Source organism: Kitasatospora sp. NPDC101801, from assembly GCF_044766665.1.
In the GTDB taxonomy this organism is placed as follows: Bacteria; Actinomycetota; Actinomycetes; order Streptomycetales; family Streptomycetaceae; genus Kitasatospora.
The window spans coordinates 188585-200693 of record NZ_JBIWML010000008.1 but is presented as its reverse complement, the minus strand read 5'-3'; the positions used below and the strand labels follow the sequence as shown (position 1 = coordinate 200693).

Below are 12109 nucleotides of genomic sequence, written 5' to 3'. Positions count from 1 at the left end.
CATCAGACGGACCTCATCAGCAGAGTGGTGGCGACCAGCACCAGGGTGCCGCCGAACATCGAGAGCGCGTACGTCCGGACGTAGCCGGTCTGGATCCGGCGCAGCCGGCCGGAGATCCCGCCGATCGTGGCGGCCAGGCCGTTCACGAAGCCGTCCACCGCCTTGCTGTCCAGGTAGACCAGCGAGGCGGCCAGGGCGGAGCCGGGGCGGACCAGCACGGCGTGGTTGAAGTCGTCCTGGAGCAGGTCGCGACGGGCCGCCCGGGTGAGCAGCGAGCCCACCGGCGGGGTGACCGGCACCGGGGCGCGGCCGTACATCAGCCAGGACAGCAGCACACCGCCGGCCACGCAGACCGAGGTGAGCACGGTGACCGTGGTGGCGTTCAACGGCGAGTCGCCGTGGGCCAGTCCGGTGACCGGCTCCAGCCAGCCGACGAAGGACTCGTTGAAGGCGAACAGCCCACCGGCGAAGACCGAGCCGAAGGCCAGCACGACCATCGGCAGCGTCATGCTGGCCGGGGACTCGTGCGGGTGCGGCTCGTGGCCCTCCGCATCCGGCTGCCAGCGCTTCGCGCCGAAGAAGGTCAGGATCATCACCCGGGTCATGTAGAACGCGGTGACGGCCGCGCCGACCAGGGTGCAGAGGCCGAGGATCCAGCCCTCGGTGCCGCCCTTGGCGAACGCCGCCTCGATGATCTGGTCCTTGGAGAAGAAGCCGGACAGCCCGGGGAACCCGATGATCGCCAGGTAGCCGAGGCCGAAGGTGACGAAGGTGACCGGCATGAACTTCCGCAGGCCGCCGTAGTGCCGCATGTTCACCTCGTCGTTCATGCCGTGCATGACCGACCCGGCGCCGAGGAACAGCCCGGCCTTGAAGAAGCCGTGCGTCACCAGGTGCATGATGGCGAACGCGTAGCCGATCGGGCCGAGGCCCGCCGCCAGCACCATGTAGCCGATCTGCGACATGGTCGAGCCGGCCAGCGCCTTCTTGATGTCGTCCTTGGCGCAACCGACGATCGCACCGAACAGCAGCGTCACCGCACCGACCACCACGACCACGGTCTGGGCGTCGGGGGCCAGGTTGAAGATCACGCTGGACCGGGTGATCAGGTAGACGCCGGCGGTCACCATGGTGGCCGCGTGGATCAGGGCCGAGACCGGGGTCGGGCCCTCCATCGCGTCCCCGAGCCAGGACTGCAGCGGCACCTGGGCGGACTTGCCGCAGGCGGCCAGCAGCAGCATCAGCGCGATCGCGGTGAGCTTGCCCTCGCCCGCCTGCTCGGCGGTGCCGAACACCCCGGCGAACGTGACGTCGCCGAACTCGGTGAACATCAGCATGATGCCGATCGACAGCCCGAGGTCGCCGACCCGGTTGACCAGGAAGGCCTTCTTCGCGGCCACCGCGGCGCTGGGCTTGTGCTGCCAGAACCCGATCAGCAGGTACGAGGCGAGCCCGACGCCCTCCCAACCCGCGTACAGCAGCAGGTAGTTGTCCGCCAGCACGAGCAGCAGCATGGCGGCCAGGAAGAGGTTCAGGTAGGCGAAGAAGCGACGGCGGCGCGGGTCGTGCGCCATGTAGCCCATCGAGTAGATGTGGATCAGTGTCCCGACACCCGTGATCAACAGCACGAAGGTGACCGAGAGTTGGTCCAGCTGGAAGGCGACGTCGGCCTTGAAGCCGCCGACCTCGATCCAGCTGAAGAGGCGCTGGGAGATCGAGCGGTGCTCGGCCTCCCGGCCCAGCATGTCCGAGAACAGTGCCAGGCCGAGCCCGAACGAGGTGGCGGCCAGCGCGGTGCCGAGCCAGTGCCCGTAGCGGTCGAACAGCCGACCGCCCAGCAGTAGCAGGGCAGCACCGAGCAACGGGGCCGCCACGAGCAGCGGAATGAGTGAGTTCACCGTGGGCCCTCCGCCTACAGCTTCATCAGGTTGCTGTCATCGACCGAAGCCGAGTGCCTGGACCGGAAGATGGACACGATGATGGCGAGGCCGACCACGACCTCGGCCGCGGCGACCACCATGGTGAAGAACGCGATGATCTGGCCGTCCAGGTTGCCGTGCAGCCGGGAGAAGGTGACCAGTGCCAGGTTCGAGGCGTTGAGCATCAGCTCGACGCACATGAAGAGCACGATCGCGTTCCGCCGGATCAGCACGCCGGAGGCCCCGATGGTGAACAACAGGGCGGCCAGGTAGAGGTAGTTGACGGGGTTCACGCCTGCTCCTCCTGCTCCGGCCGGGACTTCGGCGTGGTCTCCAGCGCCTTGCGCGGGCCCGCCACCGGCGGCCGGGCCGACGGACCGCGGCCCAGCCAGTCGGCGGTGGTCGCCTCCAGCTCGGCCATCCGGTCCAGCATGTCCCGGCTGACATCGCGGATCTGGCCGCGCTCGCGCAGCGTGTTCATCACCGAGTCCTCACTGACGGTGCCGTCCGGCAGCAGCGCCGGGATGTCCACCGCGTTGTGCCGGGCGTACACGCCGGGGGCGGGCAGCGGCGGCAGCTGGATGTTGTCCCTGACCCGCTGGGCGGCCAGCTGACGCTGGGTCAGCGGAGCCTTGACGTGCTCGCGGTGGGTCAGCACCATCGCACCGATCGCCGCGGTGATCAGCAGCGCGCCGGTCAGCTCGAAGGCCCAGACGTAGTCGGTGAACAGCAGCCGGGCCAGGCCCTGCACGTTGCCCTCGGCGTTCGCCTCGGTCAGACCGGCGAAGGTGGAGAGCTTGGCGTTGGAGATCCCGGCGATCAGCAGCACGCCGAAGCCGAGGCCGCAGAGCACGGCGGCGACCCGCTGGCCCTTCAGCTGCTCCTTGAGCGAGTCGTCCGAGGTGACGCCGACCAGCATCAGCACGAACAGGAACAGCATCATGATCGCGCCGGTGTAGACCACGATCTGCACCACGCCCAGGAAGACCGCGCCCTGGGCGAAGTAACAGACCGCCAGCGCCATCATGGTGGCGGCCAGGCAGAGCGCGCTGTGCACCGCCTTCTTCATCAGCAGCATGCCGAGCGCGCCGCCGACCGCGAGCACGGCGAGGATCCAGAACTGGACCGCTTCTCCGGTGGAGGTCATCCCTGCACCTCCCGCTCCCGGTCCGTCTTCTGCTGCTGGACGGTGCCGGGCGCCGCCTGGGTGATCTCGCCCAGGTAGTAGGCGCTCTCGCCGGCCCCGGGGTAGTAGGCGTGCGGGGCCTCCACCATGCCCTCGGTGAGCCCCACCAGCAGCTGCTCCTTGGTGAAGATCAGGTCGGCCCGGGAGGAGTCGGCCAGCTCGTACTCGTTGGTCATGGTGAGCGCCCTGGTCGGGCAGGCCTCGATGCACAGGCCGCAGAGGATGCAGCGGGCGTAGTTGATCTGGTACACCGCGCCGTACCGCTCACCGGGCGAGTAGCGCTCCTCGTCGGTGTTGTCCGCGCCCTCGACGTAGATCGCGTCGGCCGGACAGGCCCAGGCACAGAGCTCACAGCCGACGCACTTCTCCAGGCCGTCCGGGTGCCGGTTCAGCTGGTGGCGGCCGTGGAAGCGCGGAGCGGTGGGCTTCTTCTGCTCCGGGTACTGCTCGGTCAGCCGCTTCTTGAACATGGCCTTGAAGGTCACGCCGAAGCCTGCGGCCGGGCCGAGGATCGACCCCTTGTCGGTCTCGTCGGACATGGTCAGCTCCCTTCCGGCGAGGAGTGGTTGGCGCCGTTGAGGGCGTCCTGGAGTTTCGGGGCCCGGCTGGGCCGACGCGGTACCGGCGGCAGGGTCTGGCCGGGCAGCGGCGGCACCGGGTAGCCGTCCGCCATCGGGTCGAACTCGGCCTGCTCGGCGGCGGCTTCGCTCTCCTTCGGCTTGACCAGGTCCCGGATCAGGAAGGCCAGCAGGATCACCACGATCGGCGCCCCGACGTACAGCACCACCTGACCGAACTGGTAGCCCTCGTTCCGCAGCGCGCGGACGCTGGCCACCATCACCAGCCAGACCAGTGAGACCGGCAGCAGCACCTTCCAGCCCAGCTTCATGAACTGGTCGTACCTGAGCCGGGGCAGCGTGCCACGCAGCCAGATGAAGAAGAACAGCAGCAGCTGGATCTTGATGGTGATCCAGAGCAGCGGCCACCAGCCGTGGTTGGCGCCCTCCCAGAAGGTGGAGATCGGGTACGGGGCCCGCCAGCCGCCCAGGAACAGGGTGGCCGCCACCGCCGAGACGGTGACCATGTTGACGTACTCGGCCAGCATGAACATCGCGAACTTCAGCGAGGAGTACTCGGTGTTGAAGCCGCCGACCAGCTCGCCCTCGGCCTCCGGGAGGTCGAACGGCGCCCGGTTGGTCTCACCCACCATCGCGATGACGTAGATGATGAAGGAGACCGGCAGCAGCACCGCGAACCAGGTCGGCTGCTGGGAGGCGACGATCTCCGAGGTGGACATCGAGCCCGAGTAGATGAAGACCGCCGCGAACGACAGCCCCATCGCGATCTCGTAGCTGATCATCTGCGCCGAGGACCGCAGCCCGCCGAGCAGCGGGTAGGTCGAGCCGGAGGACCAGCCGGCCAGCACGATCCCGTAGATGCCGACCGAGGCCACCGCCAGGATGTAGAGCAGGGCGATCGGCAGATCGGTGAGCTGCATCGGGGTGCGGGTGCCGAAGATCGAGATCTCGTTCCCGGCCGGGCCGAGCGGGATCACCGCGAAGGCCATGAAGGCCGGGATCGCGGCGACGATCGGGGCCAGGACGTAGACCACCTTGTCGGCGTTGGTGACCACCAGGTCTTCCTTCAACGCCAGCTTGATGCCGTCGGCCAGCGACTGCAGCATGCCCCAGGGCCCGTGCCGGTTCGGGCCGATCCGCAGCTGCATCCAGGCGACGACCTTGCGCTCCCAGACGATCGCGATCAGCACCGTGCCGACCAGGAAGGCGAAGACGAAGACCGCCTTGATCAGCACCAGCCACCACGGGTCGTGCCCGAAGAAGCGCAGGGTGTCGGAAGCAGCGAGTGTCATGACTCCTCCGCCGGGGCGATGGTCACCAGGTGGCCGGTGGTGGTGCCGAGGGTGCGGTACGCGCCGCCCGGCGTGGAGTTGAGCGGCAGCCAGACCGTCCGGTCGGGCTGTTCGGCGTTCAGCTCCAGCGGCAGGGTGAGCGAGCCGGCCGGGCCGGTGACCCGGAGCGCGGTGGTGGCGCCGATCTCGGCGGCGGTGGTGGGCGAGAGCCGGGCCACCGCCGGGTGCCGGGTGCCGGCCAGGTGCTCGTCGCCGATCTGCAGCGTGCCCTGGTCGAGCAGCAGCCGGTGCCCGCCGAGCACCGCCTGGCCGGCGGCCGGGCGGGGCAGCGGGACGGTGGCCGCGCCCGGCGCGGCCGGACGGTCACCCGCCCAGGGGGCGAACCGGTCCAGCTCCAGCCGGGCGGCCCGGACGTCGGGCAGGCCGATCGGCCGGTCCATCGCGTCGCTCAGCATGCTCAGCACCCGGACGTCCGAATGCAGGTGACGACCCATCAACTGGTCGGGCTTGATCGCGGTCTCGAACATCCGGACCCGGCCCTCCCAGTCCAGGAAGGTGCCGGTCTTCTCCGCCACGGCGGCCACCGGCAGCACCACGTCGGCGCGTTCGGTCACCGCGGACGGCCGGATCTCCAGCGAGACCACGAACCGGACCCGGGCCAGCGCCTCGTCGGCCAGCGCCGGGTCGGCCAGGTCGTCCAGGCCCAGGCCGCCGATCACCAGCGCGTCCAGGTCGCCGTGGGCGGCGGCGGCCAGGATCTGGTCGGTGTCCCGGCCGCTCCTGGACGGGAGTTCGGCCCCGGCCCAGATCACCGCGGCCTCGGTCCGCGCCTCGGCGGCGGAGACCGGACGGCCGCCGGGGAGCAGGCCGGGCAGCGCACCCGCCTCGACGGCGCCGCGCTCACCGGCCCGACGCGGCACCCAGGCCAGCTCGGCGCCGGTCGCGGCGGCCAGCTTCAGCGCGGCGGTCAGCCCGCCGGGCACGGTGGCCAGCCGCTCGCCGACCAGGATCACCGCGCCGTCCTGCCGCAGCAGTTGACCGGCCCGGCCGGCCTCGTCGCCGAGCGCGGTGTCATCGGCCAGCGCGGTCAGCCACTCGGCCTCGGTGCCGGGCGCGGCGGGCAGCAGCGCACCGTGCAGCTTGGTCAGGCCCCGGCTTCGGTGGCTCGCCACCGCGAAGACCTGGAGCCCGGTGGCCCGGTTGGCCTTGCGCAGCCGCAGGAAGACGACCGGCGACTCCTCCTCGGGCTCGAAGCCGACCAGCAGCGCGGCGGGTGCGGCCTCGAGCGACCGGTAGGAGACGCCCGTGCCGTCCAGGTCGACCCCGCGGCCGGCGACCGCGGCGGCCAGGAAGTCGGCCTCCTCGCCGCTCAGCGGGCGGGCCCGGAAGTCCACGTCGTTGGTGCCGAGCGCGACCCGGGCGAACTTGCCGTAGCCGTAGGCGTCCTCGACCGTGACCCGGCCACCGGCCAGGACGGCCGCGCGGGCGCCGCGCAGGCCCGCGGCGGCGGCGGCCAGCGCCTCCGGCCAGGAGGCGGCGACCAGCCCACCGTCCCTGCGGACCAAGGGGGTCGACAGCCGGTCGCGCTGCTGGCCGTAGCGGAACGCGAACCGGCCCTTGTCGCAGTTCCACTCCTCGTTCACCGCCGGGTCCTCGCCGGCCAGCCGACGGAGCACCTTGCCCCGGCGGTGGTCGGTGCGCTGGGCGCAGCCCGCCGAGCAGTGCTCGCACACGCTCGGCGAGGAGACCAGGTCGAACGGGCGGGAGCGGAACCGGTAGGCGGCCGAGGTGAGCGCGCCGACCGGGCAGATCTGGATGGTGTTGCCGGAGAAGTACGACGCGAAGTCGTCGCCCTCGCCGGTGCCGACCTGCTGCAGCGCGCCGCGCTCCAGCAGCTCGATGAACGGGTCGCCGGCGATCTCCTGGGAGAAGCGGGTGCAGCGGGCGCAGAGCACGCAGCGCTCCCGGTCCAGCAGTACCTGGCTGCTGACCGGGACGGGCTTGGCGTAGGTCCGCTTCATGCCCTCGAAGCGGGAGTCGGTCTCGCCGGTGGACATCGCCTGGTTCTGCAGCGGGCACTCGCCGCCCTTGTCGCAGACCGGGCAGTCCAGCGGGTGGTTGATCAGCAGCAGCTCCATCACGCCGCGCTGGGCCTTCTCGGCCACCGGCGAGCTGACCTGGGTGCGGACCACCATGCCCTCGGTGACCGGGATGGTGCAGGAGGCGACCGGCTTGCGCTGGCCCTCCACCTCCACGATGCACTGCCGGCAGGCCCCGGCCGGGGCGAGCAGCGGGTGGTCGCAGAACCGGGGGATCTGGGTGCCGATCTGCTCGGCGGCGCGGATCACCAGGGTGCCCTTGGGCACACTGACCTCGACCCCGTCGATGGTGAGCGTGACCAGGTCGGTGCTGGTCTGCGGCTCGGTCACGGTCATGCGTGCACCTCCCTCTCGGTGGTGGACTCGTGGGCGCTGCGGTCGGCCCAGACGGTGGCGGCCGCCGGGTCGAACGGGCAGCGCCGCTCGCTCAGGTGCTGCTCGTACTCGGCCCGGAAGTACTGGAGCGAGGAGACGATCGGGCTGGCCGCACCGTCGCCGAGCGCGCAGAACGACTTGCCGTTGATGTTGTCGGCGATGTCGAGCAGCTTCTCCAGGTCGCCCGGCACGCCCTGGCCGGCCTCGATCCGCTTGAGCAACTGCACCAGCCAGTAGGTGCCTTCACGGCACGGGGTGCACTTGCCGCAGGACTCGTGGGCGTAGAACTCGGTCCACCGGGTGACGGCGCGGACCACGCAGGTGGTCTCGTCGAAGATCTGCAGCGCCTTGGTGCCGAGCATCGAGCCGGCCGCGCCGACGCCCTCGTAGTCCAGCGGGACGTCCAGGTGCTGGTCGGTGAACATCGGGGTCGAACTTCCGCCCGGGGTCCAGAACTTGATCCGGTGCCCGGCCCGGACGCCGCCGCTGACGTCCAGCAGCTGACGGAGCGTGATGCCGAGCGGGGCCTCGTACTGGCCGGGGTTGGTGACGTGGCCGGAGAGCGAGTAGAGCGTGAAACCGGGCGACTTCTCGGTGCCCAGCGACTTGAACCACTCGTTGCCCCGGGCCAGGATCGGCGGCACCGAGGCGATCGACTCGACGTTGTTGACCACCGTCGGGCAGGCGTACAGACCGGCGATGGCGGGGAACGGCGGCCGCAGTCGCGGCTGGCCGCGGCGGCCCTCCAGCGAGTCCAGCAGCGCGGTCTCCTCACCGCAGATGTACGCCCCGGCGCCCGCGTGCACGGTGATGTCCAGGTCGATCCCGGAGCCGAGGATGTTCTTGCCGAGGTAGCCGGCCTGGTACGCCTCGGCCACCGCCGCGTGCAACCGCCGCAGCACCGGCACGACCTCGCCGCGCAGGTAGATGAAGGCGTGGTCGCAGCGGATCGCGTACGAGGCGATGATCATGCCCTCGATCAGCGAGTGCGGGTTGGCGAACAGCAGCGGGATGTCCTTGCAGGTGCCCGGCTCGGACTCGTCGGCGTTCACCACCAGGTAGTGCGGCTTGCCGTCGTTCTGCGGGATGAACTGCCACTTCAGGCCGGTCGGGAAGCCGGCCCCGCCGCGGCCGCGCAGGCCGGAGTCCTTGACCAGCGCGATCAGGTCGTCCGGCGCCATCGCCAGCGCGTTGCGCAGGCCCCGGTAGCCGTCGTGGCGGAGGTAGGTGTCGAGCGTCCAGGGGCGGGTGTCGTCCCAGGAGGCGGACAGCACGGGCGAGAGCAGCTTCTCGGCCGGCTCTACGGAGGTCATCACGCTTCCGTCCCTTCGTGCCGGGGGGCCACGACCTTGGCGCCCGGGGTGCCGGGCAGTGCCTCGCCCTTGGCCAGCCGGAGCCCGGCCAGCGAGGGCGCGCCGCCGGCGCCGGAGGCGTCCACCGCGCCGGGGCGCTCGTCCGGGAAGCCGGCCAGGATCCGGGAGGTCTCCTTGAACGAGCAGAGCTTGGCGCCCCGGGTCGGCCGCGGGTCGTGCCCGGCCCGCAGGTCGTCCACCAACTGCCGCGCGCTGTCCGGGGTCTGGTTGTCGAAGAACTCCCAGTTGACCATCACCACGGGGGCGTAGTCGCAGGCCGCGTTGCACTCGATGTGCTCGATCGAGATCTCGCCGTCGGCGGTGGTCTCGTTGTTCTCGATGCCCAGGTGCTGCTTGAGCTCGTCGAGGATCTGGTCGCCGCCGAGCACCGCGCAGAGCGTGTTGGTGCAGACGCCCACGTGGTACTTCCCCGCCGGGCGGCGCCGGTACATGGTGTAGAAGGTCGCCACCGCGGTCACCTCGGCCGTGGTGAGCTCCAGCTGCTCGGCGCAGAACCGGACGCCGGTCGGCGTGACACAGCCCTCCTCGGCCTGCACCAGGTGCAGCAGCGGCAGCAGGGCGGACCGGGCCACCGGGTAGCGGTCGATCAACTCCTTGGCGTCCGCCGCCAGTCGGGCGTGCACCTCGGCCGGGTACGGCTTGGCCGGCAGCGCCGGCATCCCCAGTTGGACGTCACTCACCGGTCCACCCCTCCCATCACCGGGTCGATCCCGGCCACCGCGACGATCACGTCGGCGACCTGGCCGCCCTCGCACATCGCCGCCATCGACTGCAGGTTGGTGAACGAGGGATCGCGGAAGTGCACCCGGTAGGGCCGGGTACCGCCGTCGCTCACCACGTGCACCCCGAGCTCGCCCTTGGGCGACTCGACTGCCGTGTACGCCTGGCCGACCGGGACCCGGAAGCCCTCGGTGACCAGCTTGAAGTGGTGGATCAGGGCCTCCATCGAGGTGCCCATGATCTTCCGGATGTGGTCCAGCGAGTTGCCCATCCCGTCGGGACCGACGGAGAGCTGCGCGGGCCAGGCGATCTTCTTGTCCGCCACCATCACCGGTCCTGGCTTCAGCCGGTCCAGGCACTGCTCGACGATCCGCAGCGACTGGTGCATCTCCTCCAGGCGGATCAGGAACCGCCCGTAGGAGTCCGCGCTGTCGGCGGTCGCCACCTCGAACTCGTAGTTCTCGTAGCCGCAGTACGGGTCGGTCTTGCGCAGGTCGTGCGGCAGGCCGGTGGCCCGCAGGATCGGGCCGGTGGCGCCGAGCGCCAGGCAGCCGGCCAGGTCCAGGAAGCCGACGTCGACCAGCCGGGCCTTGAAGATCGGGTTGCCGGTGGCCAGCTTGTCGTACTCGTGCATCCGGGAGCGGAGCAGCTTGACCGCCTCGCGGATCTGGTCGACCGCGCCGGGCGGCAGGTCCTGGGCGAGCCCGCCGGGGCGGACGTAGGCGTGGTTCATCCGCAGGCCGGTGACCAACTCGAAGACGTCCAGGATCAGTTCGCGATCCCGGAAGCCGTAGATCATCAGCGTCGTGGAGCCGATCTCCATCCCGCCGGTGGCCAGACAGACCAGGTGCGAGGAGATCCGGTTGAGCTCCATCATCAGCACCCGGATCACGCTGGCCCGGTCCGGGATCTGGTCGGTGATCCCGAGCAGCTTCTCGACCGCGAGGCAGTACGCGGTCTCGTTGAACATCGGGGTCAGGTAGTCCATCCGGGTCACGAAGGTGGTGCCCTGGACCCAGTTGCGGAACTCCATGTTCTTCTCGATGCCGGTGTGCAGGTAGCCGATCCCGCACCTGGCCTCGGTCACGGTCTCGCCGTCGATCTCCAGGATCAGGCGCAACACACCGTGGGTGGACGGGTGTTGCGGACCCATGTTGACGATGATCCGCTCGTCGTCGGCCCGGCCGACGGCCTCCACCACCTCGCCCCAGTCGCCGCCGGTGACGGTGAAGACGCGGCCCTCGGTGGTGTCGCGTGCCTCGTATTGAGTGGTCATCAGCTGTACGACCTCCGCTGGTCGGGCGCCGGGATCTGGGCACCCTTGTACTCGACGGGGATGCCGCCGAGCGGGTAGTCCTTGCGCTGCGGGTGGCCGGTCCAGTCGTCCGGCATCATGATCCGGGTGAGCGCCGGGTGGCCCTCGAAGACCAGGCCGAAGAAGTCGTACGCCTCGCGCTCGTGCCAGTCGTTGGTCGGGTAGACGCTGACCAGCGACGGGATCCGCGGGTCGGCGTCCGGCGCGGTGACCTCCACCCGGAGCAGCCGGGTGTGGGTGATCGAGCGCAGCGGGTAGACCGCGTGCAGCTCGCGCCCGGTGTCGCTCGGGTAGTGCACCCCGTTGACCCCCAGGCAGAGCTCGTAGCGCAGCGCCGGGTCGTCCCGCAGGATCCGGGCCGCCCCGAGCAGGTGCTCGCGGGCGATGTGGAAGGTGAGCTCGCCGCGGTCCACCACGGTCTTCTCGATCACCTCGGCCGGGTCGAGCCCCTGCTCCTCCAGCGCGCCCTCGAACTCGTCCGCGACCTCGTCGAAGCCGTGGCCGTACGGGCGGCTGCTGGCGGGCGGCAGCGCGATCGGGGCGGACAGGCCGCCGAAGCCGGAGGTGTCGCCGCTGCCCTGGGCACCGAACATGCCCTGGCGCTTGCCGACCACCTCGACCGCCAGCTCCCGGCGGGTGCCGGGGACGGGTGTCTGCTCGGTCATCGCAGCAGCCCCCGCATCTCGCTGGTCGGGGTGGCCCCCAGCGCCAGCTCCTCGGCCAGCTCCTCGGCCCGGAGCCGGTTCGCGCCCAGCGGCTCGTGCTGGATCTTCTCGTGCAGCTTGAGGATCGCGTCCATCAGCATCTCCGGCCGCGGCGGACAGCCGGGCAGGTAGATGTCGACCGGGACGATGTGGTCCACGCCCTGCACGATCGCGTAGTTGTTGAACATCCCGCCCGAGGAGGCGCAGACGCCCATCGAGATGACCCACTTCGGGTTCGCCATCTGGTCGTACACCTGGCGCAGCACCGGCGCCATCTTCTGGCTCACCCGGCCGGCCACGATCATCAGGTCGGCCTGTCGGGGCGAGCCCCGGAAGACCTCCATGCCGAACCGGGCCAGGTCGTAGCGGCCCGCCCCGGTGGTCATCATCTCGATCGCGCAGCAGGCCAGCCCGAAGGTGGCGGGGAAGAGCGACGCCTTGCGCACCCACCCCGCCGCCGTCTCGACGCTGGTGAGCAGAAAGCCGCTCGGCAGCTTCTCCTCGATTCCCATCAGATCCCTCTCAGCCTTCTCCAAGTCCGGTGGTTT

General features: G+C 70.5%; 11 protein-coding genes. All 11 read right to left on the bottom strand.

Annotation, left to right across the window (positions count from 1 at the left end; translation table 11 throughout):
• Nucleotides 1–2 precede the first annotated feature (2 nt).
• From nuoL to ACIRPK_RS13545, 11 genes are read right to left on the bottom strand one after another with little or no spacing between them, the layout of a single operon-like run.
• Complete coding sequence (gene nuoL, locus ACIRPK_RS13595) at nt 3–1898, bottom strand: NADH-quinone oxidoreductase subunit L (RefSeq protein WP_403037356.1); 1896 nt, start codon at nt 1896–1898, stop codon at nt 3–5.
• Nucleotides 1899–1912: 14 nt separating this feature from the next.
• Nucleotides 1913–2212: an NADH-quinone oxidoreductase subunit NuoK gene (gene nuoK, locus ACIRPK_RS13590; RefSeq protein ID WP_403037353.1), complete on the bottom strand. Its 300-nt coding sequence runs from the start codon at nt 2210–2212 to the stop codon at nt 1913–1915.
• Nucleotides 2209–3066, bottom strand: a complete 858-nt coding sequence (locus ACIRPK_RS13585; RefSeq protein ID WP_403037350.1) for an NADH-quinone oxidoreductase subunit J — start codon at nt 3064–3066, stop codon at nt 2209–2211. The genes nuoK and ACIRPK_RS13585 overlap by 4 nt, the downstream gene beginning before the upstream one ends.
• Nucleotides 3063–3644, bottom strand: coding sequence for an NADH-quinone oxidoreductase subunit NuoI (nuoI, locus tag ACIRPK_RS13580; RefSeq protein ID WP_403037347.1), 582 nt, complete (start codon nt 3642–3644; stop codon nt 3063–3065). Before nuoI ends, ACIRPK_RS13585 begins: the two co-directional genes overlap by 4 nt.
• A gap of 2 nt (nt 3645–3646) precedes the next feature.
• Complete coding sequence (gene nuoH, locus ACIRPK_RS13575) at nt 3647–4975, bottom strand: NADH-quinone oxidoreductase subunit NuoH (RefSeq protein ID WP_403037344.1); 1329 nt, start codon at nt 4973–4975, stop codon at nt 3647–3649.
• On the bottom strand, nt 4972–7410 hold the full coding sequence (locus ACIRPK_RS13570) for an NADH-quinone oxidoreductase subunit G (RefSeq protein WP_403037341.1): 2439 nt from the start codon (nt 7408–7410) through the stop codon (nt 4972–4974). Before ACIRPK_RS13570 ends, nuoH begins: the two co-directional genes overlap by 4 nt.
• A complete protein-coding gene (nuoF, locus tag ACIRPK_RS13565; RefSeq protein ID WP_403037338.1) occupies nt 7407–8762 on the bottom strand; it encodes an NADH-quinone oxidoreductase subunit NuoF in 1356 nt (451 codons plus the stop codon). The genes ACIRPK_RS13570 and nuoF overlap by 4 nt, the downstream gene beginning before the upstream one ends.
• A complete protein-coding gene (gene nuoE, locus ACIRPK_RS13560) occupies nt 8762–9502 on the bottom strand; it encodes an NADH-quinone oxidoreductase subunit NuoE (RefSeq protein WP_403037336.1) in 741 nt (246 codons plus the stop codon). The genes nuoF and nuoE overlap by 1 nt, the downstream gene beginning before the upstream one ends.
• Complete coding sequence (locus ACIRPK_RS13555; RefSeq protein WP_403037334.1) at nt 9499–10818, bottom strand: NADH-quinone oxidoreductase subunit D; 1320 nt, start codon at nt 10816–10818, stop codon at nt 9499–9501. Before ACIRPK_RS13555 ends, nuoE begins: the two co-directional genes overlap by 4 nt.
• On the bottom strand, nt 10818–11522 hold the full coding sequence (locus ACIRPK_RS13550) for an NADH-quinone oxidoreductase subunit C (protein WP_403037332.1): 705 nt from the start codon (nt 11520–11522) through the stop codon (nt 10818–10820). Before ACIRPK_RS13550 ends, ACIRPK_RS13555 begins: the two co-directional genes overlap by 1 nt.
• Nucleotides 11519–12073, bottom strand: a complete 555-nt coding sequence (locus ACIRPK_RS13545; RefSeq protein ID WP_403037329.1) for a NuoB/complex I 20 kDa subunit family protein — start codon at nt 12071–12073, stop codon at nt 11519–11521. The genes ACIRPK_RS13550 and ACIRPK_RS13545 overlap by 4 nt, the downstream gene beginning before the upstream one ends.
• Nucleotides 12074–12109 lie beyond the last annotated feature (36 nt).

Bases quoted from the DNA above. Each gene is read 5' to 3' on its own strand.
- ACIRPK_RS13555 (WP_403037334.1), bottom strand. From the start codon at position 10,818: ATGACCACTCAATACGAGGCACGCGACACCACCGAGGGCCGCGTCTTC.
- ACIRPK_RS13545 (WP_403037329.1), bottom strand. From the start codon at position 12,073: ATGGGAATCGAGGAGAAGCTGCCGAGCGGCTTTCTGCTCACCAGCGTC.
- nuoF (WP_403037338.1), bottom strand. From the start codon at position 8,762: ATGACCTCCGTAGAGCCGGCCGAGAAGCTGCTCTCGCCCGTGCTGTCC.
- nuoI (WP_403037347.1), bottom strand. From the start codon at position 3,644: ATGTCCGACGAGACCGACAAGGGGTCGATCCTCGGCCCGGCCGCAGGC.
- ACIRPK_RS13570 (WP_403037341.1), bottom strand. From the start codon at position 7,410: ATGACCGTGACCGAGCCGCAGACCAGCACCGACCTGGTCACGCTCACC.
- ACIRPK_RS13585 (WP_403037350.1), bottom strand. From the start codon at position 3,066: ATGACCTCCACCGGAGAAGCGGTCCAGTTCTGGATCCTCGCCGTGCTC.
- ACIRPK_RS13550 (WP_403037332.1), bottom strand. From the start codon at position 11,522: ATGACCGAGCAGACACCCGTCCCCGGCACCCGCCGGGAGCTGGCGGTC.
- nuoH (WP_403037344.1), bottom strand. From the start codon at position 4,975: ATGACACTCGCTGCTTCCGACACCCTGCGCTTCTTCGGGCACGACCCG.